Origin of the sequence: Rhodanobacter humi, assembly GCF_041107455.1 — a bacterium.
Lineage (GTDB): Bacteria > Pseudomonadota > Gammaproteobacteria > Xanthomonadales > Rhodanobacteraceae > Rhodanobacter_A.
In genome coordinates, this window is the sequence record NZ_JBGBPY010000001.1 from 3,311,347 (window position 1) to 3,336,712 (window position 25,366).

General features: G+C 69.1%; 27 protein-coding genes. 10 read left to right on the forward strand and 17 right to left on the reverse strand.

Going from position 1 to position 25,366, the window contains the following annotated elements:
- The first annotated feature begins 4 nt into the window (after positions 1-4).
- Positions 5-478: a cytochrome C gene (locus AB7878_RS14785; RefSeq protein ID WP_369495087.1), complete on the forward strand. Its 474-nt coding sequence runs from the start codon at positions 5-7 to the stop codon at positions 476-478.
- A 16-nt stretch (positions 479-494) separates the two neighbouring features.
- On the opposite strand, the gene kynU is transcribed toward AB7878_RS14785, so the two are convergent.
- From kynU to AB7878_RS14800, 3 genes are all read right to left on the reverse strand, one after another.
- Complete coding sequence (gene kynU / locus AB7878_RS14790; RefSeq protein WP_369495088.1) at positions 495-1,769, reverse strand: kynureninase; 1,275 nt, start codon at positions 1,767-1,769, stop codon at positions 495-497.
- Between the two features lie 102 nt (positions 1,770-1,871).
- Positions 1,872-2,393, reverse strand: coding sequence for a hypothetical protein (locus AB7878_RS14795; RefSeq protein ID WP_369495089.1), 522 nt, complete (start codon positions 2,391-2,393; stop codon positions 1,872-1,874).
- A 10-nt stretch (positions 2,394-2,403) separates the two neighbouring features.
- Positions 2,404-3,426: an amidohydrolase family protein gene (locus AB7878_RS14800; RefSeq protein ID WP_369495090.1), complete on the reverse strand. Its 1,023-nt coding sequence runs from the start codon at positions 3,424-3,426 to the stop codon at positions 2,404-2,406.
- A gap of 190 nt (positions 3,427-3,616) precedes the next feature.
- Here AB7878_RS14800 and AB7878_RS14805 point away from each other — a divergent pair, with 190 nt between their 5' ends.
- Both AB7878_RS14805 and AB7878_RS14810 read left to right on the forward strand, forming a co-directional pair.
- Complete coding sequence (locus AB7878_RS14805) at positions 3,617-6,361, forward strand: serine/threonine-protein kinase (RefSeq protein ID WP_369495091.1); 2,745 nt, start codon at positions 3,617-3,619, stop codon at positions 6,359-6,361.
- 40 nt (positions 6,362-6,401) lie between these two features.
- On the forward strand, positions 6,402-6,959 hold the full coding sequence (locus AB7878_RS14810; RefSeq protein WP_369495092.1) for an ECF-type sigma factor: 558 nt from the start codon (positions 6,402-6,404) through the stop codon (positions 6,957-6,959).
- Between the two features lie 192 nt (positions 6,960-7,151).
- Here AB7878_RS14810 and AB7878_RS14815 read toward each other — a convergent pair whose 3' ends face one another.
- Positions 7,152-7,898, reverse strand: coding sequence for a glucose 1-dehydrogenase (locus AB7878_RS14815; RefSeq protein ID WP_369495093.1), 747 nt, complete (start codon positions 7,896-7,898; stop codon positions 7,152-7,154).
- Between the two features lie 136 nt (positions 7,899-8,034).
- Between AB7878_RS14815 and AB7878_RS14820 the strand changes: the two genes are divergently transcribed.
- Positions 8,035-8,379 carry an ArsR/SmtB family transcription factor gene (locus tag AB7878_RS14820; RefSeq protein ID WP_369495094.1) on the forward strand — a complete coding sequence of 115 codons (345 nt, stop codon included), beginning with the start codon at positions 8,035-8,037 and terminating at the stop codon, positions 8,377-8,379.
- A 76-nt stretch (positions 8,380-8,455) separates the two neighbouring features.
- Here the strand turns inward: AB7878_RS14820 and AB7878_RS14825 are convergent, their stop codons facing one another.
- Both AB7878_RS14825 and AB7878_RS14830 read right to left on the reverse strand, forming a co-directional pair.
- Positions 8,456-9,508, reverse strand: a complete 1,053-nt coding sequence (locus AB7878_RS14825) for a hypothetical protein (protein WP_369495095.1) — start codon at positions 9,506-9,508, stop codon at positions 8,456-8,458.
- A gap of 119 nt (positions 9,509-9,627) precedes the next feature.
- Positions 9,628-9,762 (reverse strand): hypothetical protein, encoded by a 135-nt coding sequence (locus AB7878_RS14830; protein ID WP_369495096.1) that lies wholly within the window; start codon positions 9,760-9,762, stop codon positions 9,628-9,630.
- 270 nt (positions 9,763-10,032) lie between these two features.
- Here AB7878_RS14830 and AB7878_RS14835 point away from each other — a divergent pair, with 270 nt between their 5' ends.
- Positions 10,033-10,254, forward strand: a complete 222-nt coding sequence (locus AB7878_RS14835) for a TonB-dependent receptor (RefSeq protein WP_369495097.1) — start codon at positions 10,033-10,035, stop codon at positions 10,252-10,254.
- 6 nt (positions 10,255-10,260) lie between these two features.
- On the opposite strand, the gene AB7878_RS14840 is transcribed toward AB7878_RS14835, so the two are convergent.
- A complete protein-coding gene (locus AB7878_RS14840) occupies positions 10,261-12,312 on the reverse strand; it encodes an FUSC family protein (protein WP_369495098.1) in 2,052 nt (683 codons plus the stop codon).
- Positions 12,313-12,422: 110 nt separating this feature from the next.
- Here AB7878_RS14840 and AB7878_RS14845 point away from each other — a divergent pair, with 110 nt between their 5' ends.
- Positions 12,423-12,959, forward strand: coding sequence for a DinB family protein (locus tag AB7878_RS14845; RefSeq protein WP_369495099.1), 537 nt, complete (start codon positions 12,423-12,425; stop codon positions 12,957-12,959).
- A 41-nt stretch (positions 12,960-13,000) separates the two neighbouring features.
- Here the strand turns inward: AB7878_RS14845 and efpL are convergent, their stop codons facing one another.
- Positions 13,001-13,564 (reverse strand): elongation factor P-like protein EfpL, encoded by a 564-nt coding sequence (gene efpL, locus AB7878_RS14850; RefSeq protein ID WP_369495100.1) that lies wholly within the window; start codon positions 13,562-13,564, stop codon positions 13,001-13,003.
- A gap of 111 nt (positions 13,565-13,675) precedes the next feature.
- Positions 13,676-14,443, reverse strand: a complete 768-nt coding sequence (locus tag AB7878_RS14855; RefSeq protein ID WP_369495101.1) for an SDR family NAD(P)-dependent oxidoreductase — start codon at positions 14,441-14,443, stop codon at positions 13,676-13,678.
- Between the two features lie 183 nt (positions 14,444-14,626).
- Between AB7878_RS14855 and AB7878_RS14860 the strand changes: the two genes are divergently transcribed.
- Positions 14,627-15,103 carry an RcnB family protein gene (locus AB7878_RS14860; RefSeq protein ID WP_439653804.1) on the forward strand — a complete coding sequence of 159 codons (477 nt, stop codon included), beginning with the start codon at positions 14,627-14,629 and terminating at the stop codon, positions 15,101-15,103.
- A 56-nt stretch (positions 15,104-15,159) separates the two neighbouring features.
- Here AB7878_RS14860 and AB7878_RS14865 read toward each other — a convergent pair whose 3' ends face one another.
- The 8 genes from AB7878_RS14865 to AB7878_RS14900 form a co-directional block, all read right to left on the reverse strand.
- The gene (locus AB7878_RS14865) at positions 15,160-15,732 is read right to left on the reverse strand and encodes a GNAT family N-acetyltransferase (protein WP_369495102.1); all 573 of its coding nucleotides are present in this window, start codon (positions 15,730-15,732) and stop codon (positions 15,160-15,162) included.
- A gap of 13 nt (positions 15,733-15,745) precedes the next feature.
- On the reverse strand, positions 15,746-16,348 hold the full coding sequence (locus tag AB7878_RS14870; protein ID WP_369495103.1) for a YdeI/OmpD-associated family protein: 603 nt from the start codon (positions 16,346-16,348) through the stop codon (positions 15,746-15,748).
- A gap of 9 nt (positions 16,349-16,357) precedes the next feature.
- Positions 16,358-16,846 carry a GNAT family N-acetyltransferase gene (locus AB7878_RS14875; protein WP_369495104.1) on the reverse strand — a complete coding sequence of 163 codons (489 nt, stop codon included), beginning with the start codon at positions 16,844-16,846 and terminating at the stop codon, positions 16,358-16,360.
- Positions 16,843-18,159: a metal-dependent hydrolase family protein gene (locus AB7878_RS14880; protein WP_369495105.1), complete on the reverse strand. Its 1,317-nt coding sequence runs from the start codon at positions 18,157-18,159 to the stop codon at positions 16,843-16,845. Before AB7878_RS14880 ends, AB7878_RS14875 begins: the two co-directional genes overlap by 4 nt.
- Positions 18,160-18,220: 61 nt before the next feature.
- The gene (locus AB7878_RS14885; RefSeq protein WP_369495106.1) at positions 18,221-19,123 is read right to left on the reverse strand and encodes a hydroxymethylglutaryl-CoA lyase; all 903 of its coding nucleotides are present in this window, start codon (positions 19,121-19,123) and stop codon (positions 18,221-18,223) included.
- 8 nt (positions 19,124-19,131) lie between these two features.
- The gene (locus AB7878_RS14890) at positions 19,132-19,845 is read right to left on the reverse strand and encodes an alanyl-tRNA editing protein (RefSeq protein ID WP_369495107.1); all 714 of its coding nucleotides are present in this window, start codon (positions 19,843-19,845) and stop codon (positions 19,132-19,134) included.
- A 20-nt stretch (positions 19,846-19,865) separates the two neighbouring features.
- Positions 19,866-21,854 (reverse strand): ATP-binding protein, encoded by a 1,989-nt coding sequence (locus AB7878_RS14895; RefSeq protein WP_369495108.1) that lies wholly within the window; start codon positions 21,852-21,854, stop codon positions 19,866-19,868.
- A 109-nt stretch (positions 21,855-21,963) separates the two neighbouring features.
- Positions 21,964-22,755: an enoyl-CoA hydratase-related protein gene (locus AB7878_RS14900; RefSeq protein ID WP_369495109.1), complete on the reverse strand. Its 792-nt coding sequence runs from the start codon at positions 22,753-22,755 to the stop codon at positions 21,964-21,966.
- A 123-nt stretch (positions 22,756-22,878) separates the two neighbouring features.
- Between AB7878_RS14900 and AB7878_RS14905 the strand changes: the two genes are divergently transcribed.
- Genes AB7878_RS14905 through AB7878_RS14915 form a run of 3 tightly spaced genes read left to right on the forward strand, consistent with a single transcriptional unit; the run spans position 22,879 to position 25,312 of the window.
- Positions 22,879-23,124 carry a FeoA family protein gene (locus AB7878_RS14905; protein ID WP_369495110.1) on the forward strand — a complete coding sequence of 82 codons (246 nt, stop codon included), beginning with the start codon at positions 22,879-22,881 and terminating at the stop codon, positions 23,122-23,124.
- Positions 23,121-24,962, forward strand: a complete 1,842-nt coding sequence (gene feoB / locus AB7878_RS14910) for a ferrous iron transporter B (RefSeq protein ID WP_369495111.1) — start codon at positions 23,121-23,123, stop codon at positions 24,960-24,962. Before AB7878_RS14905 ends, feoB begins: the two co-directional genes overlap by 4 nt.
- Positions 24,959-25,312 carry a DUF6587 family protein gene (locus tag AB7878_RS14915; RefSeq protein WP_369495112.1) on the forward strand — a complete coding sequence of 118 codons (354 nt, stop codon included), beginning with the start codon at positions 24,959-24,961 and terminating at the stop codon, positions 25,310-25,312. Before feoB ends, AB7878_RS14915 begins: the two co-directional genes overlap by 4 nt.
- Positions 25,313-25,366: the final 54 nt, after the last annotated feature.

The window sequence follows — 25,366 nt, forward strand, 5'->3', positions numbered from 1 at the left end:
CGCCATGCCCAACCCGCACGTTCGCGTTTACATCGACGACGACCCGGCACCGGTCATCGACAAGGAGTTGCCCACCCAGCTCGAACTGGACACCCGCCGGCTGGCAGACGGCCCGCATCGCCTGATCGTGCGCGCGGAGGACCGGAACGGCGTCGAGGGCGTCGAGGAGATCGCGTTCCACGTGCAGAACGGCCCCGGCATCCTGGTGACCGGCCTCAGGCCGGGCTCGACCCAGAGCGGCACGCTGCAGCTGAAGGTGGACGCGTTCAGCGCCGGCGATCCGTTCGATCCGCGTCGCGCCGAGGCACGTTCGGCCATTCCGACCTGGGTGTGGGTGCTGTTCCTGTTCGTGATCGCGTGGATCATCTTCTACGTGGCCACCGAATGGGCCATCCCGGTGAAGTACCGGGACACGCCCACCTTCGGTGCCCCGGCCGCAAGCGCGCCGGTCGCGCCGCCCGCGGGCACGGCCCGGTAGCCGGAACCTTGCGCCGTCAGGTCCTGGCCCACGCCTGCGCCGCCTTGGCGAAAGCAAGGCAGTCGGCGAAACGGTTGTACAGGGGCGCGGGCGAGATGCGGATCACGTCGGGTTCGCGCCAGTCGCCGATCACGCCGTGCTCCATCAGGTAATCGAACAGTGCGCGGCCACGCGCGCGGCCACCGAGCACGCGGATCGACAGCTGGGCGCCGCGGCGTGCGGGGTCGGCGGGCGTCACCACCTCCAGCACGTCGGCCAGTTGCGTGTTCACCAGCCACTCCAGGTAGCCGGTGAGCCGCAGCGACTTCTCGCGCAGCTTGGCCATGCCGGCGCGATGGAAGATGTCCAGCGAGACGCGCAGCGGCGCCAGCGCGAGGATCGGCGGGTTGCTGAGCTGCCAGCCGTCGGCGCCGGGCGTGGGCACGAATTCGGGACCCATCAGGAAGCGCGACGACTTGTCGTGGCCCCACCAGCCGGCGAAGCGCGGCAGCACGGCGCGCGCATGACGTTCGTGCACGAAGGCGCCGCCCACCGCGCCGGGGCCGGAGTTCAGGTACTTGTAGCTGCACCAGATCGCGAAGTCGGCGCCGCTGTCGTGCAACTGGATCGGCAGGTTGCCCACGGCGTGCGCGAGGTCGAAGCCCACCGTGCAGCCGTGCCGGTGGCCGAGTTCCGTGATCGCCTTGAGATCGAAGGCCTGACCGCTGCGGTATTGCACGCCGGGCAACAGCACCAGCGCGATGCGCGGGCCGTGTTCGGCCAGTGCGCGCTCGATCGCGGCGATCGACAGCGTGCCGTTCGGTTCGTCGGGCTCGAGTTCGATCAAGGCGTCGGCGGGATCGTGGCCGTGGAAGCGCACCTGCGATTCCAGCGCGTAGCGATCGGTGGGAAAGGCGCCGGCCTCCATCAGGATCGCGGGGCGTTCGGCGGTGGGCTGGTAGAAGCTCACCATCATCAGGTGCAGGTTCACGCCCAGGGTGTTCATCGCCACCACTTCGGACGGCTGCGCGCCGACCACTTCGGCGAGGTGGTCGCGCACGAACTCGTGGTAGTCCATCCATGGCAGCCGACCCTTGAAGTGGCCTTCCACGCCCAACTGCGCCCAGTCGTCCAGTTCGGCGGTCAGCGCGGCGCGCACCGCGCGTGGCTGCAGGCCCAGCGAGTTGCCGCAGAAATAGGCGCTGTCATGTCCCGCGTGTGGCGGGATCAGGAACTCGTCGCGGAACGCGCGCAGCGGGTCGGCCGCATCGGCGGCCTGGGCCCAGGCGGCGGTGGCTTGGTAGTCGGACATCGGGGTTCCTGCGTGGGGTGCCGACCGTAGGAGCGGCTTCAGCCGCGACCCCGGCGTTGTATCGCGGCTGAAGCCGCTACTGCATCGCGGCTGAAGCCGCTCCTACTGCAGCCGTGCGGCGACCGCATCGCAGCCGCGGTCGAACGCGGCGATCCAGGCGGCGCCGGCCTGGCTCTGCTGGGGACGCACGCAGCGCAGCTGGATCGCGCGGCCGTCCTTGAACCAGTAGCGCTCGCGGTAGCTGGACGCAACGCCGGCCTCGCGCGCGGTGTAGCTGTAGCTGTTCGGCTCGGGCGCCTTCGCCACGGTCTGGTAGCCGGGCAGCGCCATCGCCGCGGCGGTGGCCTGGTCCATCCAGGCGCGGAAGCCGTTGATGTCGGGCACCTGCTTCACCGTCACCGTGACGCGGGCCAGCACGACATGGCCGGTGGGCGAGGGGTCGGGCACCTGGAACGCGCGCACTTCCGGGTCGCCGTCGGTCTGCATGATGTCCAGCCAGCCGTCCGGCGTGCTGAAGTTCACGCTGCCGTTGGCCATGCTGACATCGGCGGCGGGGGCGGGAGCAGTTGCCAGCAGGCCGACGGCGAGCGCGATGGCGGAAACGGTCGAGCGCAGATAACCCATGCAGATTCCCTCAGGCGGTAGTGTCGGGTGCGAAGCGGTGCCTGGGCAGGCCCAGCCATTCCAGCGCGGTGCCGTGGAACAGGCGGGCGCGGGAGGCATCGTCCAGCCCGAGGGCCTCGATGCCGCTGCCGGGCTCCTGTTCGCCCAGCGGGAAAGGATAGTCGGTGCCCAGCATCACCTGCTCGACGCCCGTCACATCCAGCAACCAGCGCAGCGCCTGGTCGTCGTGCACGCAGGAGTCGAAATAGAAGCGCTTGAGGTATTCGCGCGGGTTGCGCGGGTTGTCGGTGGCCACCAGGTCGGGGCGCATCTTGAAGCCGTGCTCGATGCGGCCGATCGTCCACGGGAAGCTGCCGCCGCCGTGGGCGAGCATCACGCGCAACTTCGGCAGCCGTTCCAGCACGCCGCCGAAGGCGAGGCAGCAGGCCGCGCGCGACTGCTCGGCGGGCATGCCCACCAGCCACGGCATCCAGTACTTCGGCATGCTGGCCATGCCCATCATGTCCCAGGGATGCACCAGCACCGCGGCGCCGAGGTCGGCGGCGGCCTCGAAGAACGGGAACAGTTCCGGCGCGTCGAGGTTCCAGTCGTTGCAGTGCGAACCGATCTGCACGCCTTGCAGGCCCAGTTCGTCGATGCAGCGCTCCAGCTCGCGCACGGCGAGGTTCGGCGCCTGCAGCGGCACCGTGCCGATGCCGGCGTAGTGGCGCGGGAAGTCGCGGCACATGCCGGCCATGTGGTCGTTGAGGTGCCGGTGCAGCTCCAGCGCCTGGTGTCCCGGCGCCCAGTACGAGAACAGCACCGGCACGGTGGAGATCACCTGCACGTCCACGCCGAAGCGCGCGTAGTCGTCGATGCGGGTCTGTGGGTCGAAGGCCGAATCCCACACCTCGCGAAAGAACTTGCCGTCCTTGTAGATGCGGTGGCGGCCGTCGGTGTGGGTCATCACCGGGAAGCGCTCGTCGCCGTACTTGGCGGCGAGGTTCGGCCAGTCGCGGGGCAGGATGTGCGCGTGGGTGTCGATCTTGAGCATCCGGGCAGTTTAGAGCCTTGCGGCATATGCGTCGTGCCGCGTACGCACAATGCTGGGCCGGCGCGGCGCCGATCGGGTGGCGGGAGGCGGGTGTCGCTGCGGGTCCGGCACATGCGCACCGGGCTTGCGGAAGCCTATACTTCCCGGTCTGAAAGCGTGCCAGGGAGCGACGCGAACAGGGGGAAAAGCTGTGAACGAGGAGCGTCGATTACGTTACCTCCGCGCGAAACCGATCGCACTGGCGGCGCTGGATCTGGCCGAGGCGGAGCGTGAGTCCTACGTGGTCGCGTGTTGCCGCGGCGACGAGGACATGCGGGACGAAGTGCGCTGGATGCTGGAGGCCGCCGAGGCGACCGTGGGCTGCGCAAGCCTGCCGCGCCTGGCGGCGGCGACGGATGTCGTCGGCAGCCTGATCAGCGCGGCGGGCAGTAGCGGATACCACATCCTGCGCCGGCTGGGCGAGGGCGGCGGCGGCGTGGTCTATCTGGCCGAGCGAACGCTGGGCGAGGGCACGTCGGACGAGTTGCGCCAGCGGGTGGCGATCAAGTTCCTGCACACCGGCGGCATCTCCGGATGCGAGCCGCTGCGGCGCTTCACGGAAGAGCGGCGCATCCTCGCCACGCTCAACCATCCCAACATCGCGCACCTGATCGACGGCGGCACCACCAGCGACGGCCGCTCGTTCCTGGCGCTGGAGTACGTGCAGGGAGAGCGCATCGACCGCTGGTGCGAGCGCCACGAGTTGCCGCTGCGCGAGCGGATGGCGCTGTTCCTCAAGGTGTGCGCGGCGGTGCATTACGCGCACCAGCACCTGGTGATCCACCGCGACCTCAAGCCGGGCAACATCCTGGTGACCGACGAGGGCGAGCCGAAGCTGCTGGATTTCGGCATCGCCCGGCTGCTCGACCATGTCGGCGGCGTGGCGGCCACGCAGACGCAGACCGACATGCGCAGCCTGACCCTGGCCTACGCCAGCCCCGAGCAGCTGCACGGCCGGCCGCTGGGCACCGGCGCCGACGTGTGGTCGCTGGGCGTGGTGCTGTACCAGCTGGTCTGCGGGCTGCGTCCGTTCGGCGACAGCGACGAGGCTTCGCCGATGAGCCTGACGCAGGCCATCGACACCGGCAAGCTGTTGCCGCCGAGCAAGCGCCTGCGCAAGTCCGGTGCGACGTCGTTGTGGCACGAGGTGCCGGCGGACATCGACGCGATCGTGATGAAGGCGCTGCGCCGCGATCCCTGCGAGCGCTACGCCGGCGTGGATGCGCTGGCCGCCGACCTGCAGCGCTACCTGGCCGCGCGGCCGGTGCGCGCCCGGCAAGGCGCGGCCTGGTATCACCTGCGGCTGTTCGTGCGCCGGCATGCCGTGGGCGCCAGCGCGGCGGCGCTGGTGCTGGCGCTGCTGGTGTCCTTCGCGGTGCAGCGGATGCAGCAGATGCGGCGACTGGAGCTGGAGCGCGACAAGACCGCGGCGATCGCCGGCTTCCTGCAGAACCTGTTCGAGAACGCCGACCCCACCCACGCGCACGGCAGCCAGGTCACGGTGCGCGAGGTGCTGGACCGCGGCGCGGCCACGCTGATGTCGCAGCGGGACATCCCGGCGCCGGTGCGGGTCAGCCTGCTGCTGTCGATGGGGCGTTCGTACAACCAACTCGGCCTGGGCGGCCAGGCGATTCCGCCGTTGCAGGAGGCGCGCAAGCTGCAGGCGTCCTACGACGCCGACGTGCTGGAGCGCGGACAGGTGCTGGCGGCGCTGGGGCGCGCCTATTCCACGGTGATCAACCTGTCCGCGGCGATCCCGCTGGACCAGGCGGCGATGAAGCTGCTGGCGCAGGCGCCCGGCGACCATGCCGATGAAATCCTGCGGGTGCGCATCAACCTGCTGTACAACGAACTGGGCGGCTCGAACGAGACGGCCGAATCGGTTGCCCGCGAGACGCGTCAGGTGCTTGCGCAGCTCGATGCGCGCAGGCAGCCGGACCGCGAACTGCACCTGCAGGCCGAGGCCGTGCTGGCGATGGCGCAGGGGGCGATGGACGACGACGCCGGCGCGATCGCCAGCGCGCGGCAGGCGTTGCATGAAGCGCAGCGCCTGTACGTGCAGGACGACCCCGCGCTGGTCTACTACCGCTTCGTGCTGGCGCTGGTGTCGATGCGGCAGGACCCCGCCGGTTCGGTGCAGCTGTTCCGGCGCGCCATCGCCGACTACGACCGGCAGGTGGGCTCGGTCGGCCCCGGCATGTCCGGGCTGCTGACCTATTTCGGCATGGCGCTGCACCAACTCGGCAGCCTGCCGGATGCACGCGATGCGCTGGAACGTTCCGCGAAGCTGGCGCAGTCCTTCGCGCACGAGTCGCCCGATTTCCAGCTCTACACGCTGACCGGGCTGGCCAGGGTGTACATGGACATGGGACGCAGCGCCGACGCTGCGGCACTGCTGCAACCGCAGCTGGCACAACTGGAGCGGCGCGCGCGCGACGGTTCGCCGTGGGCGCGGGAAAATCGCGCGAACGCCCTGGTCGTGCTGGGCGAGGCGGCGCTGGCGCAGGGCGATGCGGCCTCGGCCATGCGCAACTTCAGCGCGGCACTGGCGCAGATGGGCACGTCGGGGTCGCGGGAACTGCCCGATGCCTGGGGCCGCACGCTGGCCGGCCTGGGCGAGGCCGCCCTGCTCGACGGGCATCCCGGGCAGGCGGCGCAGTGGCTGGCGCAGCTGACGGACTTCAACCGCGCGAGCAAGGCCGCACCCGCGTCCCGCGGCGTGGCCGATGCGGCGCGGCTGGATGCCAGGCTGCGCCAGGCGCGCGGCGGCACGGCCGGGCGGCCACGGCGGCCGGGCAGGCGTCCGCGACGCCGCCGCGGGAATCGTGCCGTGGCCCGGCTCCGGCCGCTGCGGCAGTCGATTCGTCATCGGCGCCGTGTCACGATGCGCCGCTGATGGTCGCCGAGCAGGCGACCGCAGGAACAGGAGCGAAGCATTGAACGACACGGTCGAGGTGACCCGGCTGTTGCGCGACGCCCAGGCTGGCGACCCGGTGGCCTTGAACGAGGCCTTGCGCCAGATGTACGACGCGCTGCACGGGATCGCCCGCGCCCAGCTCGGCAACGAGCAGATGGAGCGCACGCTGAGCGCCACCGCGCTGGTCAACGAGGCCTACCTCAAGGTCTTCGGCGGCACGCAGGCGCCGGACTGGGCGAACCGCCGGCACCTGCTGGGCGTGGCGGCGCGCGCGATGCGCGAGGTGCTGGTGGATTCGGCGCGCCGTCGCAACGCCGCCAAGCGGCCGCGCGAGGCCGACCGCCTGCAGATCACCGAGATCTCGATGGAGCTGTCCGACGGCGTCGACTACAGCGCCCTGGTCGAATGCTTGGACATGCTGGCCACGCTGGACCGCCGCCAGGCGGACATCGTGGCGATGCGCTTCTTCATGGGCATGAGCGCGGAGCAGATCGCGATGGCGCTGGAGATCTCCACCAGCACCGTGCAGCGCGAATGGCGGCTGGCGCGGGCCTGGCTGCAGCGCGAGCTGGCCTGAAACCGGGGTCAGAGTGCACTTTTCTTTTTACCCGACCCGTGTTTTTTGTTTTTGCTATACCTGCCACTTCGTGCGACCCGACTGGAAACTGCCGCATCGCGAAGCCGCTGCCTGACAACAGCCCGATATCGCGCAGCGTCTTGCTGCGCAATATCGGGCGCCTTCCATCGACGGAACGCGCCTGTTGCCCGATCAGCGCACGCCGCCACCTGCAAGCAGTTGCTCGCCGGTGAGCCAGTAGGAATCATCGGAAGCCAGGAACACGGCGATCGAGGCGATGTCGTTCGGCTGGCCGATGCGACCCAGTGGCGTTTGCGCAACGGCGCCAGCTTCGAAGTCCGAGCCGATGAACCCGGCGGCATGGGTGCCCTCGGTTTCGATCATGCCCGGGTTCAACGCGTTGACGCGGATCTTGCGCGGGCCCAGTTCGCGTGACAGCACGCCGGTGATGGCGTCCACCGCGCCCTTGGTGCCGGTATAGATCGCGCTGCCCGGCGGGGTGATGCGGGTGACGACGGATCCGATGTTGATGATGCTGGAGCCCTCGCCGAGATGCTTGCTGGCGGCCTGGGTCGTCAGCAGCAGGCCGAGCACGTTGACGTTGAAGTGCCGGTGGAAGTCTTCCTCGGTGATGCTCTCCAGCGGGGAGAACCCGTAGACGCCGGAGTTGTTGACGAGGATATCCAGCCGGCCGAACTGCGCGATCGCCGCGTCGACGATGGCATTCGCGTCGGCCGCCTTCGAGACGTCGCCGCGCACGGCGACCGCCTTGCCGCCGGCCGCGTCGATCTCGGCGACGACGGCTTCGGCGCCGGCCTTGCTGGAGGCGTAGTTGACGACCACGGATGCACCGGCGGCGGCCAGTGATTTGGCAATGGCCGCGCCAATGCCTTTGGATGCGCCGGTGACGATGGCGACCTTACCTGTGAGCTTGCTCATGACAGTCCTGGGTTGCGGGGTGGGGAAGATTCTACTTCAATAGTTCGCAACTTATGAACTAAAGAACCAGATGTCAAGAGCTGCTAGGATGATCGCCATGAGACCGCTGATTCACCCGTCGATCGAGGACATCACCGTGGAGGGCATCCTGCATGCCCTGTCCGATCCCGTGCGGGTGGCGATCTATGCGGAACTGGCGGGCTCGGCGTGCACCAGCATCTGCTCGAACTTCCTGCAGGTCAGTGACCGCAGCATTCCCAAGTCCACGCTTTCACAGCACTTTCGTGCGCTGCGGGAAGCGGGCCTGGTGCGCAGCGAGCGGCATGGCGTGGAAATGCACAACACCAGCCGCTGCACCGAGATCGAACAGCGCTTTCCGGGCTTGCTTCCCGCGATCCTGAAGGCGCATGGCGTCCAGTCCGCCGACCGCGCCCGCGCCGCCAGACGCAAGCAGGCCACCGCCAGGAAGCGGGGCGGCTGAGGTTGGCCTCAAACCGGGGCCAGCGTGCATTTCCGGGCCTGTTGATTCCAAATTGCACTCTGACCCCGGTTTTGCATCACCAACTGGAATCGCGATCCTCGGGCACGATGGCGACGCCGTTCGTGGCGGTGCTGTTGATGGTGGCCAGACCTTTCAAGGTGAAGTTGCCGTCCCCGTCGACGTCGAAAATGGAGACGTGCGAGACGCTGCCGTTGGCATCGATCACCGCGGCCAGGCCATTGCGGTAGGTGATGTCGGTCGGGTTGCCATTGAAGGTCGTGACGACCGCCGCGTCCTGGATGATTTTTTCGCCGTAGACGGCATACCGCGACACCGACTTGCTCGGCGAATTGGCCGAGAACAGGAAGGGCCCGTCCAGCGTCACCCAGCATGGTGCGGACTGGGTGCCCGAACCGGTGACGGCCAGCACGGCGTCGTGCCGGACCAGGCTGATCTCGTTCGCATGGGCAATCGTCACGTAGGCGTCGTTGCCGCGCGTGGCCAGGCCGAACGGCGCATTGACGTTGGCGGGGATATGGGCAACCAGCATGGTCGCTCCGCTGACCGCGCCTTGTCCATCGAGGTTGACGGTTTCAATCGCATTGCTCTTTTCGCTGATGACCAGTTGGCCCCGCAGCGTTCCAACCTGCGCGGCCGAGCCGTCGCCAATGACCAGTTTCGCTTCGCCGTCCGCCGCCGCTTCGACGCCGTAGCGGTCGATCCGGTGCGATTCGATGTAGGACGCGGTCAGGATGTACAGGTGATGGTTGCCGAAGGCGACGCTCACGGGGTTTGTGAGGGCCGGGACAAGCTTCTCGAAACGCAGGGCGGCGTGCCCGCGGTCCTTCCCGAAGATCGATACGTTGCCCGAGCCGAAATTGACCACGGCGAGTCGATCGTGATCCTGGGCGATGCCGCCGGCGTTGCCGCTGACGCCTCCCGCGCCGCCGGTAGGAAGCTGTTCGAGCAGGGCGCCTGCCGTGTTGTAGACCATGAGCTGGTTGTGCGTCGTGTTCGACGCGGTCACGACCAGTGCCTGGTCGTCCCCCGATGGCGAAGTGCCTTGGGCGGCCACGCCGCCGGCAATGATCAGCGAAAGCAAGCCGATGCCACAGGCTGATTTTTTCATGTGCGTGTCCTCGACTGAAACGGTTCGGAATGACGACCCGGTCTGGAGTCGCCCTGCGGTGCTTTCAGGCGACCGGGATTGCGCCGGTCTTCCATCCATTCGTCGGGATACGGGGAAAGTTACCTCTTGTGCGTCGTGTTCGACGCGGTCACGACCAGTGCCTGGTCGTCCCCCGATGGCGAAGTGCCTTGGGCGGCCACGCCGCCGGCAATGATCAGCGAAAGCAAGCCGATGCCACAGGCTGATTTTTTCATGTGCGTGTCCTCGACTGAAACGGTTCGGAATGACGACCCGGTCTGGAGTCGCCCTGCGGTGCTTTCAGGCGACCGGGATTGCGCCGGTCTTCCATCCATTCGTCGGGATACGGGGAAAGTTACCTCCGGTTTGTCGCTTCATGGAGACGACAACGGGTACTCGCGATTGCCGGAAAAGGAGGGCTGAGGCAGCACGTCGTTTTGCAAACAGGCGCCATGGCGTCGCAAAGGCCTATGCTGTCGGGACGATCGAGCCAAGAGGCTTCAGCCATGGGCAATGTCTCCGGCAAGACCAGCAACGGGTTTACCTATGAAGGGGACTACCAGCTGGCGAGCGCAGGTCGCGTCAACTGGACGGCGACCTTTCGCCATGACGGCGATTACGCCGGCATGCGGCACGGCTGCGTGCATGGGATGCTCGGCATGTCCACGGCGGCCATTGACGAGGCGGTGAAGGGCGACATCGAGTCGACGTGGACGGATGCCGCCTGACCCTGGTTACCCCGCGGCTGCCGGGCACGCGCGCCGCAGCACGTGGGTCAGGGTGTCGATGTTGTCGGTCAGGCGGTCGCTGAGCCGGACCAGCGATTCGGCCTCGGCGTGCCCCTCGGCCTGCAGCGAGGCGCGCAGCGCCTGCTGCAGCGCGCGCAGGTCGGGGAGGGCATCGGGGGCGCGCTGCTCGTGCAGGGCGGTGGCGACGACCTGCACGGCATCCGCGCAGGTGGCGACGAAGGCGTTCGCGGCGGCGGGTCGCGTGGGCGACGCATCGCCCAGCGCTTCCAGCGCCATCGCGGTGCGCGCCAGCCGGTTGCCGTTGGCGAACAGCGCGCGCGCCAGTTCCAGCAGCGACGGCGGCGTGCCCGGTTCCGCCCGCATGCGTTCCAGCGAGGCCAGCGCGTTGCTGCGCGCGGTGCGTGCCAGGCTGCGCGTCTCGCGCTGCGCCTCGCGCTGTTCCGGATGCGCCAGCGCGCGCAGGTAGCCGGTGTAGGCGTCAAGCATCTCGGCCAGCGCGTCGTGCGCACGCCCGCGCTCCCAGGTGGGCCAGGCGAGATAAGCCAGCATCGCCATGCCGCAGCCCAGCGCGGTGTTGATCACGCGGTCGGTCACCGCCACGCCGGAATCGACGCCCTCGAACGCGAGCAGGATCACCACGGTGCCGGTGAGCGCGGCCACCGCGATGCCGTAGTGCGCGTTGGCCAGCCAGCGGAACGCCATGCACAGCAACGCCATCAGCGCGAGGTGCGCCCACGGCGAGTCCGGCGTGAGGTGCAGCAGGGCGGTGGTCAGCACCAGGCCCAGCACCGTGCCCACCACGCGCAGCAGGCCGAAGTTGAAGGTGGCCGAGAAGTCCGCGCGCAGCACGATCGCCGCGGTCATCGGCAGCCAGTAGCCGTGCGGCAGCTGGAACAGCCGCGAGACCAGCAACGCCACGCTGAGGCAGACCGCCATGCGCACGGCATGACGGAACGCCACCGAGCGCGGCGTGAGGTTGGCGCGCAGCATCGCGCGCACCGAGCCGCTCTGCAGCGTGCGCGGCAGTTGCGTCTCCGCTGCCGCCGCCCGCAGTTCGCCGCGACTGCCGGCCCAGTTCGCGTTGCGCACCGCGGCGGCGAGCTGGCCGTCCAGTGCGCGCAGATGCGCGGTCAAGGCGTCGGGCACGGCGCGGGTGTCGTTGCGCAAGGCCGCCAGGGCGCGTTCCGCGCGTTGTGGCGGCTCGGCGTTTTCCAGCGCGCGCGCGACGGCATCCAGCACGCGTGCGGCGCGCAGGCGATAGCGGGCATGCGCCGCCGGAGCGGCATGCAGCTCGGATATCGCCATCAATTCCAGCCGGATGCGTTCGGCCAGCTCCAGCAGCACGGCGAACGCTTCCATCGCACGGCCGTGCGCGCGGTAGCGCCCGAGCAAGGTGTGCTGCAGCGCGGTCATCGCGTCGGTAAGCGCGGGGTTCGCATCATTGTCCTGGCCGGGCTGCCGCGCCAGCGCGGCGAGTCCCGCATACACCTCGGCCAGCGCATGGCGCTCCGGGCGATAGCGTTGTAGCGGCCAGGCCGCCACCGCGAGCAGGGCGAGCAGCAGGCCGCCGCAGGCGATCAGGGCGGAAGCGAGCAGGGCGTTCGTGGACGAGATTGGCGTGGCGGCGGCGATCACCAGCAGGATCATGCTGGTCATGCCCACACGCGCGGCATCCGCGCCGAACACCACCAGCATGCCGCCGCAGAAGCCGAACGCGGCGGTGGCCAGCAGCATCGGCAACAGCTGGCCGCCGATGGTGAAGCCCAGCAGCGCGGCGAGCCCCGCCACCAGCGCCGCCAACAGCAGCCGGCGCATGCGCTGGCGATAGGGGCCGGGCTGGTCGGAGAACATCGTGTCCAGCGCGCCGGCGCCCACACCCAGGCCGACCTCCGGATACCCCATGGCCAGGCCCACGCCCAGCGGCAGGACCACCGCGAGGGTATTGCGCAGCACCACCCACAGCGGCACGTCCGGCCGCTTGATGTGGGTCAGGCTTTCGACGAGCTGGGCGCGCAGGGAGTAGGCGCTGGATGACATGGGGTGCGTGGCCGGCGGGGATGCGGGGATTCTGCCTTACGTCGCACGCAACTGTCCCGATCATCGCCAGGTTCACTACCATCGGATATGGCCCCCGCTGGATTCCGACGATGTCGCTCAAGAACCATTTCGAATTGCTGGCCGGCTACAACCGGTGGATGAACGAAAAGCTCTACGACGCGGCGGCGCGGCTGGGCGAAACGGCGATGCGCGAGGACCGGGGTGCGTTCTTCGGCTCGGTGTTCGGGACGCTCAACCACCTGCTGGTGGCCGATACCATCTGGCTGAAGCGGTTCGCCGATCATCCGGCGGCATTCCGCGCGCTCGAACCCGTGCGGGCATTGCCGCATCCATACACGCTCGCGGAGATCCTTCACCCGGAGTTCGAGCGGCTGCGCGAGGCGCGCATGGCGATGGACGAAACGACAGTCGCGTTCTGCGCGGAAGCGACGGACGAAGCGTATGAGCAGACGCTGGACTACCGGAATCGCGCGGGGCAGGCATTCACCCGGAAGTTCGGGCACCTGATGCAGCACTTCTTCAACCACCAGACCCATCACCGCGGGCAGGTCACCACGCTGCTCAGCCAGGCTGGCATCGATGTGGGTGTGACGGACTTGTCCGCGATGCTGCCTGAAGCGGGGTGATGGCGGGAGCGGCGCCGGCAAGCCGGCGCCGTCGTGGCACGTCAGGCGCGGCCGGCGAACTCGCCCGTCAGCGTGTTCACCCACACCTTCTCGTCGTTGGTGATGTACTCGGGCACCTGGATCTCCACGCCGGTGTTGAGCTTGGCGGGCTTGGTGCGCTTGGTGGCGCTGGCGCCCTTCAACTCCGGCGCGGTGTCGACCACGGTGAGCACCACGCTGGTGGGCACCTGCAGGCCGACCGGCGCGTCGTCGATCAGCTGCACGTAGAAGCCTTCCACGTCCTCGACCACGTAGCCGGCGTTGTCGCCCACCAGTTCGGGGCCGAGCAGGTACTGGGTGTAGTCCTCCGCGTCCATGAACACGAAGGCGTCGCCGTCCTTGTAGGAGAAGTTCGCGGCGCGGCGCACCAGGTCCATTTCCTTCAGGTCGTCGTCGGCGCGCAGGCTGAGGTCGTACTTGCGCCCGCCGGGGATGGAATACAGCGTGAAGCGGAACGTGACGTTGCCGCCGCGCGCGGTGGGCGAGCTGCGCTCGATGTCGCGCACCTGGTAGACGGTGCCTTCGTGCTCGACCACGTTGCCTTTCTTGACGTCGGAAGCTTTCATAAATGCAGAAGTGAGTGAGTAGGAGTGAGGAGTGAGAGAAGAGCAGCAAGGCATGGTGGAGTGGTGAGGCGAGCTTTTCTCACTTCTCACTCCTCTCCACTCACTCCTCGCTTACTTGGGCTGCAGCCGCACCGCGCCATCGAGGCGAATCGTTTCACCGTTGATGTAGCGGTTGCCGAGGATGAAGGCCACGGTCTGCGCGAACTCCTCGGGCTTGCCGAGGCGCGAGGGGAACGGGATCGATGCGGACAGCGACTGCTGCACGGCCTCGGGCATGCCGTCCACCATCGGCGTCCAGAAGATGCCCGGTGCGATGGTCGCCACGCGGATGCCGAAGCGCGACAGCTCGCGCGCCATTGGCAAGGTCATGCCGACCACGCCGCCCTTCGATGCCGAGTAGGCGGCCTGGCCGATCTGGCCTTCGTAGGCGGCGACGCTGGCGGTGTTGACGATCACGCCGCGCTCGCCATCCTCGCCCGCCTCGTTGCCCTGCATCAGCGCCGCGCCGGCCTTGGCCACGTTGAAGCTGCCGACCAGGTTCACCATCACGGTGCTGGCGAAGGTGGAGAGCGGCATCGGGCCTTCCTTGCCCAGCACGCGGCCGGCGCCGAGGATGCCGGCGCAGTTCATCACCACGTTGAGCCCGCCCATCGCCTCGCGTGCGGCGGCCACGTTGGCGGTCACTCCGTCCTCGCTGGTGACGTCGGTCTTGTAGAAACGCGCGGCTTTGCCCAGCGCCTGGGCGGCGGCCTGGCCCTTTTCCTCGTTGACGTCGAACAGCGCCACCTGGCCGCCGTGGGCGACGAGGTGCTGCGCCACTGCGTGGCCGAGACCGGAGGCGCCGCCGGTGATGATCGCCTTGACCTGATCGAGCTGCATGGAAGTTCCCGAAACGGATGCCGAAAGGCGGTAATGTTAGCCGAGCGGCGGCGGTTGCTGCAGGCTGAACGCGAAACCTGCCGGGTTCGGGCGGTTCATGCCGGGTTGGGGCGCCGGAGACGAGTTTTGTGCCGGGTCGCACGGGGGAGCCGGGCGACCGCCGGTACGATGCGGGCGGGTTCCATGATCCATCGAGTGGAGATCACCATGAAGAAGCTGCAGAGTCTGTCTGTCGTGTGTGGCGTGATGCTGATGCTGGCCGGCGGCACTGCGCTGGCGCAGGACTACGACCACGGGCACGACCGGGGGCATGACCGTCAACACCAGGACGATGGCGATCGCGGCCGCGGCCACGACGACGGTGGCGACCGCTACGTGCGTCACGACGATGGCGACGATCGTGGCCACGGGCATGGCCGCGGCCACGCCTACGGCCACTACAAGAACTGGCATGATCGCGGCGAGCACGAGGGCTGGTACAGGCGCGGCGGCTATCTGCCGGTGGAATACCGTGAGTCTCGCTATGTGGTGTACGACTGGCGCGCCGACCGTCTGCGCGAGCCGCCGCGCGGCTACCACTGGGTGCGCAGCGACAACGGCGACTTCCTGCTGGTGGCGATCACCACCGGCGTGATCGTCGACCTGCTGCTCAACCACTGAGGCCGGCCTGCACAGGCGGCATGACGGCGCGTCCGCGGTGCGGGCGCGCCGTTTTGTCATGGGACTCGGCCCAGCAGGGCATGCAGCGCCGGAGTTGCGGCAAGCGCCGCGAACGGCGTCACCGCCGGTGGCGGAAGCGTTGCCGTTTGCAGCTCCATCTGCCATACGCCCACGTCCCACCAGCGCCCCAGCTTCCAGCCGCACTGCCGCCACACGCCGGCGGCCGCGAAGCCCAGCGATTCGTGGAAGGCCACGCTGGTCGTACCGGGCAAGGTGATCACGCCCACCGCCTGGGTGAGGCCTTGCAGGCGCATCGTGTCGAGCAGGGTGCCGTAGAGCCGGCGTGCGATGCCGTGGCGCTGCGCATCGGGATGCACGTAGATCGAGGTCTCGGCGATCCAGTCGTAGGCGGCACGCTCGCGGAAGCGGCCCGCATAGGCATAGGCCAGCACCTCGCCGGCTTCCTCCCACACCAGCCACGGGTAACGCGGCAGGCGGGCTAGGATGCGTTCGCGCATGGCGTCGACGCCGGGCAGCACGTTCTCGAAAGTGGCGACGCCGTCCGTGACGTGCGGCGCGTAGATCGCGTGGGTGGCGGCGGCATCCTCGCCGCGGGCGATGCGGATCATCGGACGGTGGCCTTCAGCATGCTTCGTACTTCCAGTTGCGCCGCTTGCCCTCGGCCAGCCACTCCAGCGTGGTGGCGAGGCGCTTCTGGCGGGTGGCATCGGTCTTGGCCTCGGTGATCCAGCCGACGTATTCGCGCTGCGCGCCGGGCGGGAAGGCTGCCCAGGTCTTGCGCGCGGCAGCGTGCTGCCGTTGCGCGAGCAACGCGGCGAGATCCTCGGGTGGCACCGGCGGCGGCTTGCTGCCTGGCTTGGGACGCACGTGTTTCACGCCGGCCCCGTTCAAGGCCATCGCCTTGCGGAGCAGGGCGGCCAGTTCCTTTTTCGGCGGCAGGTCCTTCAGCGAGGCGAGCTTGCCGAACTGGCCCATGCCGTCCCCGTCGTTGCCGCCGGTGACGTCCTTGGCCAGCCAGAAGCCGAAGCTGCAATGCTGCTTGAACGCGGCCATGTGGCACATCGGCGCACCCTGGTAGCTGAAGAACGGCATGCTCCACTTGATGCCCTCCTCCACCTCGGGACAGGTGGCGTGCACCGCGGCGCGCAGCTGTTCGAGGATGGGCCGGGCGAACTCGGCGGATTTGGCGATGTAGGCGTCGACGCGCGGATCGTGCTTGTTCATGGCGTCACCTCACAATTCGCGGATGAACCAGCGGTCGCAGCCGTGGTGGCCGGTACCGCCCAGCGGAGCGCAGATCGGCACGAAGCCGCTGCGCTGGTACAGCGCCTGCGCTGCATCCATGCCGGTGAGTGTTTCCAGGTAGCAGCGACGGAAGCCGTGCGCGCGCGCCGCATCGAGGCAGCGCTGCATCATTGCCGTACCGGCGCCGATGCCACGCGCTTGCGGCAGGAAATACATCTTGCGCAGCTCGCACACGTCCGCCTCGCCGCCGGCCAGCGGCGCCACGCCGCCGCCACCGACCACCACGCCGTCGCACTCGACCACGAAGTAGCTGCAGCGTGGCTGCGCGTAGGCCGCGTACATCGCGTCCACCTCGGCATCGTGGATCGCGAAACCGGGGCCGTCGGCGCCGAACTCGGGCATCACCGCGCGGATGATCGCGGCCATCGCGACATCGTCGCGCGGTTCGATGGAGCGGATCAGGAAGGCGTCGGTCATGGCGTGCCTGCAGGTGTGCGATACACGGCGCCGTCCTTCATCACGAATACCGGATGCGCAAGGTCGCCGATGTGCGTGCTCGGATCGCCCGCAAAGGCGACGAGGTCGGCGTGCAGGCCGGGCGCGACGCGGCCGAACACGGCCTGCTGGCGCAGGATCTTCGCCGCCACATCGGTGGCGGCGTGCAGCGCCTGCGCGGGCGTCATGCCGTCGGCCACCATCGCGGCCGGTTCGCGCCAGTTCTCGCCGTGCGCGAACACGCCCACGTCGCTGCCGTTGCCGATCGTCACGCCCAACTTCAGCGCGGTGCGGAACGCGCGCGCGGACTCCTGCATGGTCGGCGTCGGCGCGGACTGTCCGGGCACGTAGTGCTGGAAGTACTCGGCGGTGGCTTCCACCGCGGTGAGCGTGGGTTCGTAGGCGATGCCCTTCTGCTTCATCAGGCGGAAGGTGGCCTCGCTGGCGCCGTAGCCGTGCTCGATGGTGTCCACGCCGGCCTCCACCGCGTCGCGCACGCCGGCCTCGCTGGCCGCATGCGCGGCGACCGGACGGCCGATCTGGTGGGCGGCATCCACGATGGCCCGGATCTCGGCCGGGGACAACGTGGGCATGGTCTGGCCGTGGTCGCCCACGCGGTAGTCGGCGTACAGCTTGATCCAGTCCGCGCCGCGCGCGGCCTGCTCGCGCACGGCCGCCACGGCGGCATCCGTGCCGGTGACCGGCTGCGCGCCCTGCGGCAGGTCCAGGTCGGGCCGGAAGCCGCGCGGACCCGGCCCGTAGCTGGCGGTGGCGACGATGGCGCGGGTGGCGACGAACAGGCGCGGGCCGGGAATCAGCCCTTCGTCGATCGCGCGCTTGATCGACACGTCGGCGAAACCGGCGCCCTCGGTGCCGAGGTCGCGCAGGGCGGTGAAGCCGGCGAGCAAGGTGTCGCGCGCGTGCTTTGCGGCTTCCAGCGTGCGGTAGTCCTGCGGCTCGGTGAGCACCTGGTCGTTCCACAACGTCTCGTTGTACGGATGCAGGAACAGGTGGGAATGCAGGTCGACCAGGCCGGGCGTGAGCGTGGCGCCGGGCAGCTCGACGCGCTGCACACCGGCGGGCGCCTGGATGCTTGCGCGCGGGCCCACCGCGACGATCGCGCCGTCGTGCACCAGCACCGCCCAGCCGGCGTGCGCGGCGTCGCCGTCGGCGGTCCACACGCGGTCAGGCAACAGCAGCCAGTCACCCTTGGGCGTCGTCGCGGCGGCGGCGAGCGAGCAGAGCGCGAGCAGCAAGAGGGCCGCCGTCCACCGGATCATCGGGCTTGCGCGCATCGTTCGTCCCCTCGTCGACCAAGGCTTCGATCATAACGAGTCAAGTGCGTTGACGAGCGGCTCAACCGACCGCGGTGCGTGCCTTGGTGACGCGGCTGGCGGTGTCCTTGTGCAGCTGCGCGGCCAGCCAGGCGCCGGTGGCGACCAGCAGGTCGAGGTCGATGCCGGTCTGCAGCCCTAAGCCGTGCAGCATGTAGACCACGTCCTCGCTGGCCACGTTGCCGGTGGCACCCTTGGCGTAGGGGCAGCCGCCGGTGCCGGAGACGGCGCTGTCCACCACGCGCACGCCTTCCTCCAGGCAGGCGAGGATGTTCGCCAGCGCCTGCCCGTAGGTGTCGTGGAAATGCACGGCCAGCGCGTCCATCGGCACTTCCTGCGCCACCGCGTGCAGCATCGCGCGCGCCTTCGCCGGCGTGCCGACGCCGATGGTGTCGCCCAGCGAGATCTCATGGCAGCCGAGTTCGTGCAGGCGTTTGGCCACGCGCACCACATCAGACACCGGAACCTCGCCCTGGTAGGGGCAGCCGAGCACGGTGGAGACGTAGCCGCGCACCGCCACGCCGTCGGCCTGCGCGCGCTCCAGCACGGGCATGAAGCGGGCTATGGATTCGTCGATGCTGGCGTTGATGTTCCTGCGGTTGAACGCCTCGCTCGCCGCGGTGAACACCGCGATCTCCGTGGCGCCCACTTCGCGTGCCCGTTCGTAACCCTGCAGGTTCGGCACCAGCACGGGATAGCTCACGCCCGGCACCTTCCGAATACCAGTGAATACCTCCGCCGCGTCGGCGAGCTGCGGTACCCACTTCGGGCTCACGAAGCTGGTGGCCTCGATGATCCTGAGACCGGTGGAGGAGAGCCGGTCGATCAGCGCGATCTTCACTTCGGCCGGCAGCAGGGTCTTCTCATTCTGCAGGCCGTCGCGGGCGCCGACTTCGACGATGCGTACGTGGTTGTCAGTATTCATGGTTCGGCTCAATCCGCGAAAGTCACGGCCACGCGCTTGTTGTGGCTGCCCTTGTTCTCGATCCTGCTGACGCGCAGCGCGCCGACTTCGCCGGTGCGCGCCACGTGGGTGCCGCCGCAGGGCTGCAGGTCCACGCCTTCGATCTCCACCAGGCGGATCTGCGGCAGGTGCAGCGGCGGGGTGACCGACATGGTGCGGATCAGCTCCGGCCGCGCGGCCAGTTCGGCGCCGCTGATGTGGCTGACGTGCAGCGGCGCATCGGCGGCCACGAGACGCTCAAGGCCCGCGTTGAGCGCGTCCGCGGCTAGCGCAAGGTCGAGGCCGCCGAGGTCGAAGTCCAGCCGGCCGCCGCGATCGGTGAGGTTGCCGCCGGTGACGCCGGCCTTGATCAGCGAGCCGAGCAGGTGCAGGCCGGTATGCATGCGCATGTGGCGGTGGCGGCGCTCCCAGTCCAGCGTCAGGCTGACCGCCGTGCCCGGCGCCAGCCGCGGTGCATCGGCGGGCAGCTGATGCAGGATCTCGCGCGTCTCGCGGTCGCGGCGGGTGTCGAGGATGGGCCAGACGCGGCCGTCGGCCAGTCGCAGCGTGCCAGTGTCGCCCGGCTGGCCGCCGCCGACCGGGTAGCAGACGGTGTCGGCCAGCACCAGGCCGGCCTCGTCGTGGCGCAGCACCTGCGTCTCGCAGCTGCGCAGGTAAGGATCGCTGTAGAACAGTTCGGCCACGGCGAGACTCCTCGGCAGGATCAGTTGGCGAAGCGCACCAGCACGGCGTCGGCCTCGACGAAATCGCCTTGCGCGGCCGACACGCTCTCGATGGTGCCGGCGCGCGGTGCCTTCAAGGCCAGCTCCATCTTCATCGCCTCCATCACCAGCAGTTCCTGGCCTTCTTTGACACTGTCGCCGGGGCCGGCTTTCACCAGCACGATGCGACCGGGCATCGGTGCGATGATCTGGTTGCCGCCGCTGCTGTCGCTGGACTTCCACGCGTAGGCGGCGGCGCGGTCGAGGCGCCAGCGACGTCCGTCGGCATCGTGCAGCAACACGCGGCGCGTGTTGCTGCGCAGCGCATGGCGCTCGGCCTCGCCGTCGTAGCGGGCGCTGAGCGCGCCGTCGTCCAGCCGTGCGCCATGCACGTCGCAGCTGGCCTCGCCGTGGCGCAACGCATAGTCGCCGGCGTGGCCGTGGGCCTCGATCTCGAAACGCGACTCGCCGCGCGTGAACGCGATGACGCGCTTGCCGGCATGGCCAACGCGCCAAGCGTCGGCGTTGGCCCAGGGCGAATGCGGGTCGGCGGGATTCGCCACCACGTGTTCCTCGTCGTGCAGCAGCGCGGCGGTGGCGGCGGCGAACAGCGTGCACGCGTCGGGCTCGCGCTGACCGGTGACGAATTCACCGAGATGGCGGTCGAGGTAGCCGGTGTCGATGCGCGCTTCGACGACGGCCGGATGCCGCGCCAGCCGTTCGAGGAAGGCGATGTTGGATTTCGGGCCCTCGATCTCGCATTCGGCCAGCGCCTGGCGCAGGCGTTCCAGTGCCTGCGGGCGATCCGCGTCCCACACGATCAGCTTGGCGATCATCGGGTCGTAGAAGATCGTCACCGTGTCGCCTTCGACCACGCCGCCGTCGAGGCGCACGTGGCGCGACGGCACGGGCAGGCGCAGGTTGTGCAACTTGCCGGAGCCGGGCAGGAAGTTCTGTTCGGGGTCTTCGGCGTAGATGCGCACCTCGATGGCATGGCCATGCGAGACCACTTCGTCTTGCGTGAGCGGCAGCGGTTCGCCGTGGGCGACACGCAACTGCCATTCCACGAGATCGACATCGTGGGTCAACTCAGTGACCGGGTGCTCGACCTGCAGGCGCGTATTCATCTCCATGAAGTGGAAGTCGCCCGCAGGGCCCACGATGAATTCCACCGTGCCCGCGCCCACGTAATTCACTGCGCGCGCGGCGGCGATGGCGGCTTCGCCCATCGCGGCGCGCTTCTCGGGCGTAAGGAAGGGCGAGGGCGTTTCCTCCAGCACCTTCTGGTAGCGGCGCTGCGCCGAGCACTCGCGCTCGCCGAGGTGGATGACGTGGCCGTGGCGGTCGCCGAACACCTGGAACTCGATGTGGCGCGGCTGCTCGATGTAGCGCTCCAGCAGCATGCTGGCGTCGCCGAACGCGGCCAGCGCCACGCGCTGCGCGGTGGCCAGCGCCTCGGGGAATTCGGCGTCGGAGCGCACGATCTGCATGCCCTTGCCGCCACCACCCGCCGAGGGCTTGATGATCAGCGGATAGCCGACTTCGTGCGCGCGCTCGGCGAGGAAGGCGTTGTCCTGGTTGTCGCCGTCGTAGCCGGGCACCAGCGGCACGGCGTGCTTCGCCATCAGGTGCTTGGCGGCGGCCTTGGAACCCATCGCCTCGATGCTCTCGGGGTCGGGGCCGATGAACACGATGCCTGCGTCCTGGCAGGCGCGCGAGAACGCGGTGTTCTCGGAGAGGAAGCCGTAGCCGGGATGGATCGCCTGCGCGCCGCTCTTTTTCGCCGCGTCGAGGATCGCCTCGATGCGCAGGTAGGAATCCGCCGGCCGCGGGCCGCCGATCGGCCAGGCCTCGTCGGCGAGGCGCACGTGCTGGGCGTCGCGGTCCGCCTCCGAGTACACCGCGATACTGCGGATGCCGAGCCGGCGGCAGCTGCGGATCACGCGGCAGGCGATCTCGCCGCGGTTGGCGATCAGTACGCGTTCGAACATGCGGGTTCCTTGGGCCGGTACGTGCAGTGCAAAGCCTTTGAAAGTTAGCAGATTGCTGCGCCGCAGCCGATGCGCAGCGCAGCAAACATGCGGCTTGCCGATGCAATCTTCAGCCGGCGATCCACGCCGGCGCGCGCTTGTCGAGGAAGGCAGTGAGTCCTTCCTGACCTTCCGCCGACACGCGCAGGCGCGCGATCAGCTCGGCGTTGCGGTGGTCGATGCGTTCGGCGGCGTGCTCGTCGAGGCCGCCCATGCGGAAGGCCAGCTGCTTGGCCTCGCGCTGCGCTTCGGGGCCGGCCTTGGCGAGCAGCTTGAGCGCGAACGCCACGGCGTCGTCCAGCGCCTCGGGCGCGACCACCTGATGCAGCAGGCCGATGCGCTGCGCCTCGGCGGCGTCGAACACCTCGCCGGTGAGGAACAGCTTGCGCGCCTGGCGCAGGCCGATCGCGGCGATCACGCAGGGCGAGATCACCGCGGGTACCAGGCCCAGCTTCACCTCGGTGAGGCCGAACTTCGCGCCGTCCGCACCGATCGCGATGTCACAGCAGGCGACCAGGCCCACGCCGCCGCCGTAGGCCGCGCCGTTGACGCGGGCGAGGGTGGGCTTGGGGCAGAACTGCAGGCTGCGCATCAGCCGCGCCAGGCGCAGCGAGTCGTCGCGGTTCTCCTGCTCGCTGGCCTTGGCCATGCCGCGCATCCAGTTCAGGTCGGCGCCGGCGGAGAAGCTGGCGCCGCTGCCGGTGAGCACGATGGCGCGTACCGCCGGATCGTGGCCGGCGCCCTCGATCGCGGCGGTGAGTTCGGCGATCAGCGCGTCGTCGAAGGCGTTGTGCACCTCGGGACGGTGCAGCGCCAGCGTGCGCACGCCGGCACGGTCGGTGATCTGTACGGAGGTGGGCATGACCGGATCCTGCGTGGGGAATCCCGCCATCTTAAATCGTCGCGCGACACGGCCCGGACGGCCCTGCAACAAATGCGAAATGTGGCTACAATGCGAACCATTCTTATTTGTATCGGATCGACCGTGCGCTTGTCCGACTTGCCGAAGGGTGCCGTCGCCGTGGTGGATCGCGTGGACGATGCCCATGCGGACGACCCGATTGCGCAGCGCCTGCGCGATCTCGGTTTCGTCGACGGCGAGGCGGTGCGGGTGGCGGCGGTGGCGCCGATGGGCGGCGATCCGCTCTTGATTCAGATCGGCTACACCCGCTTCGCCCTGCGTCGCGCCGAGGCGGCCCGGGTCAGCGTGCGATCCGAGGAGGCCGCATGAGCGCGGACGCGCTGCGCATCGCCCTGGTGGGCAACCCGAACTGCGGCAAGACCGCGCTGTTCAACCTGCTCACCGGCGGCCGGCAGAAGGTGGCGAACTACGCCGGCGTCACCATCGAGCGCAAGGAAGGCCGCTTCGTGGCGCCGTCCGGCCGCGTGCTGCAGATCCTCGACCTGCCCGGCGCCTACAGCTTCGACGCGGTCAGCCCCGACGAGCAGATCACCCGCGACGTGCTGGAAGGCAACTACCCCGGCGAGGCGCGGCCCGACCTGATCGTCTGCGTGGCCGACGCCACCAACCTGCGCCTGCACCTGCGCTTCCTGCTGGAGGTGCGGCGGCTGGGCCGCCCGGTGGTGCTGGCGCTGAACATGATGGACGCGGCGCGCCGGCGCGGCATCGTGATCGACGTGGCCGAGCTGTCGCGCCGGCTGGGCCTGCCGGTGGTGGAAACCGTGGCGGTTCGGCGCGGCGGTGCGCGGGCGCTGGTGGAGCGCGTGGACGGCGAGCTGCCACTGCCAGCGCAGGCGCAGGCCGACGATGCGGCCAGCCGCGCCGACCTGCATGCCGAGGTGCGCGAGCTGCTCGCCGCCACCGTGAGCATGCCGCGTGCGACCGCGAAGCTGGACGATGCGCTGGATCGCTGGGCGCTGCATCCGGTGTTCGGCCTCGCCATCCTCGCGGTGGTGATGTTCCTGGTGTTTCAGGCGGTGTACGCCGCCGGCAAGCCGATGAGCGACCTGATCGGCGACGGCTTCGGTTGGCTGGGCGAGCATGTCGCCGTGCTGATGCCGGAAGGCCCGCTGCAGAGCCTGGTGGTGAACGGCATCTTCGGCGGCCTGGGCACGGTGCTCGGCTTCCTGCCGGTGATCCTGGTGCTGTTCTTCTTCATCCTGATGCTGGAGGAATCCGGCTACCTGCCACGCGCGGCGTTCATGCTGGATCGCCTGATGCTGTCGGTGGGACTGACCGGGCGCTCGTTCATCCCGCTGCTCTCCAGTTTCGCCTGCGCCATCCCCGGCATCATGGGCACGCGCAGCATCCAGGATCCGCGCGACCGCCTCGCCACCATCTTGGTGGCGCCGCTGATGACCTGCTCGGCGCGACTGCCGGTGTACGCGCTGCTGATCGCCGCCTTCATCCCCGCGCACCGCGTGTTCGACCTGTTCAACCTGCAGGGGCTGGTGCTGTTCGCGCTGTACCTCGCGGGCATCCTCGGCGCGATGGCGGTGGCTTGGGTGATGAAGCACCTGCACCGCGACCGCAGCGAGCATGCGCTGCTGATGGAACTGCCGGCGTACCGGCTGCCCAAGCTCCGCGACGTGGCGATCGGCCTGTACGAGCGCGGCGCGATCTTCCTGAAGCGGCTCACCGGCGTGATCCTCGCGCTGACCGTGCTGATGTGGTTCCTCTCCACCTTCCCGGGCGCGCCGGCGGGCGCGACCCTGCCGGCGATCGACTACAGCTTCGCCGGCTACATCGGTCGCGGGCTCGCGCACATCTTCACGCCGATCGGTTTCAACTGGCAGATGAGCCTGGCCCTGATCCCGGCGTTCGCCGCGCGCGAAACCGCGGTGGCGGCGCTGGCCACCGTCTACATGGTGGGCGGTGAAGTGTCCGGCGACGGACTGGCGCATGCGCTGGCGAGCCAGATCTCGCTGCCCAGCGCGCTGTCGCTGCTGGTGTGGTTCGCCTACGCGCCGCAGTGCATGTCCACGCTGGCGATCATCAAGCGCGAAACCGCGTCGTGGCGCAACGTGGCGATCTCGTTCGGTTACATGTTCGTGATGGCCTACGTGGCGTCCCTGCTCACCTTCCAGATCGCGAGCGCGCTGACATGAGCACCGGCCTGCTGATCCAGTACATCGTGCTCGGCCTGATCGTGGTGGCCAGCGTGCTGGTGCTGATTCGCAAGCTGGCGCCGCAGCTCAGCAACCGCTGGCTGGCGGCGTGGTCGATCCGGCTGGCGCGACGCGATTCGCGCTTCTCGAAGGCGCTAGCCCGTCGCCTGCAGCCGAAGCAGGCCACCGGCAACTGCGCCGACGGCTGCTCCACCTGCGGCGCCTGCGGGCCGAAGAAGCCGGCTGCGGCTGCGCCAGCGCCCATCGCATCGCGCGGCCCGGGCGCTTCCGGCCAAGCCCGCATGGCGGTGGAGCCGCTGCCGTTGCACTTTCGCCCGCGCGCCCGTTAAACGGAACGGCGATGCCACCACGTGACAGGGTGGACGGCGCCGCACCGTGGGCGC

Excerpts from the sequence above, each read along its gene's own strand:
- AB7878_RS14815 (WP_369495093.1), bottom strand. The coding sequence starts at position 7,898 with ATGAGCAAGCTCACAGGTAAGGTCGCCATCGTCACCGGCGCATCCAAA.
- AB7878_RS14835 (WP_369495097.1), top strand. The coding sequence starts at position 10,033 with ATGGGCAATGTCTCCGGCAAGACCAGCAACGGGTTTACCTATGAAGGG.
- AB7878_RS14885 (WP_369495106.1), bottom strand. The coding sequence starts at position 19,123 with ATGAATACTGACAACCACGTACGCATCGTCGAAGTCGGCGCCCGCGAC.
- AB7878_RS14880 (WP_369495105.1), bottom strand. The coding sequence starts at position 18,159 with ATGCGCGCAAGCCCGATGATCCGGTGGACGGCGGCCCTCTTGCTGCTC.
- AB7878_RS14840 (WP_369495098.1), bottom strand. The coding sequence starts at position 12,312 with ATGTCATCCAGCGCCTACTCCCTGCGCGCCCAGCTCGTCGAAAGCCTG.
- AB7878_RS14800 (WP_369495090.1), bottom strand. The coding sequence starts at position 3,426 with ATGCTCAAGATCGACACCCACGCGCACATCCTGCCCCGCGACTGGCCG.
- AB7878_RS14860 (WP_439653804.1), top strand. The coding sequence starts at position 14,627 with ATGATCCATCGAGTGGAGATCACCATGAAGAAGCTGCAGAGTCTGTCT.
- AB7878_RS14855 (WP_369495101.1), bottom strand. The coding sequence starts at position 14,443 with ATGCAGCTCGATCAGGTCAAGGCGATCATCACCGGCGGCGCCTCCGGT.
- AB7878_RS14865 (WP_369495102.1), bottom strand. The coding sequence starts at position 15,732 with ATGATCCGCATCGCCCGCGGCGAGGATGCCGCCGCCACCCACGCGATC.
- AB7878_RS14845 (WP_369495099.1), top strand. The coding sequence starts at position 12,423 with ATGTCGCTCAAGAACCATTTCGAATTGCTGGCCGGCTACAACCGGTGG.
- AB7878_RS14900 (WP_369495109.1), bottom strand. The coding sequence starts at position 22,755 with ATGCCCACCTCCGTACAGATCACCGACCGTGCCGGCGTGCGCACGCTG.
- AB7878_RS14870 (WP_369495103.1), bottom strand. The coding sequence starts at position 16,348 with ATGAACAAGCACGATCCGCGCGTCGACGCCTACATCGCCAAATCCGCC.
- AB7878_RS14830 (WP_369495096.1), bottom strand. The coding sequence starts at position 9,762 with ATGAAAAAATCAGCCTGTGGCATCGGCTTGCTTTCGCTGATCATTGCC.
- AB7878_RS14825 (WP_369495095.1), bottom strand. The coding sequence starts at position 9,508 with ATGAAAAAATCAGCCTGTGGCATCGGCTTGCTTTCGCTGATCATTGCC.
- AB7878_RS14875 (WP_369495104.1), bottom strand. The coding sequence starts at position 16,846 with ATGACCGACGCCTTCCTGATCCGCTCCATCGAACCGCGCGACGATGTC.
- efpL (WP_369495100.1), bottom strand. The coding sequence starts at position 13,564 with ATGAAAGCTTCCGACGTCAAGAAAGGCAACGTGGTCGAGCACGAAGGC.
- AB7878_RS14785 (WP_369495087.1), top strand. The coding sequence starts at position 5 with ATGCCCAACCCGCACGTTCGCGTTTACATCGACGACGACCCGGCACCG.
- feoB (WP_369495111.1), top strand. The coding sequence starts at position 23,121 with ATGAGCGCGGACGCGCTGCGCATCGCCCTGGTGGGCAACCCGAACTGC.
- AB7878_RS14915 (WP_369495112.1), top strand. The coding sequence starts at position 24,959 with ATGAGCACCGGCCTGCTGATCCAGTACATCGTGCTCGGCCTGATCGTG.
- kynU (WP_369495088.1), bottom strand. The coding sequence starts at position 1,769 with ATGTCCGACTACCAAGCCACCGCCGCCTGGGCCCAGGCCGCCGATGCG.
- AB7878_RS14795 (WP_369495089.1), bottom strand. The coding sequence starts at position 2,393 with ATGGGTTATCTGCGCTCGACCGTTTCCGCCATCGCGCTCGCCGTCGGC.
- AB7878_RS14895 (WP_369495108.1), bottom strand. The coding sequence starts at position 21,854 with ATGTTCGAACGCGTACTGATCGCCAACCGCGGCGAGATCGCCTGCCGC.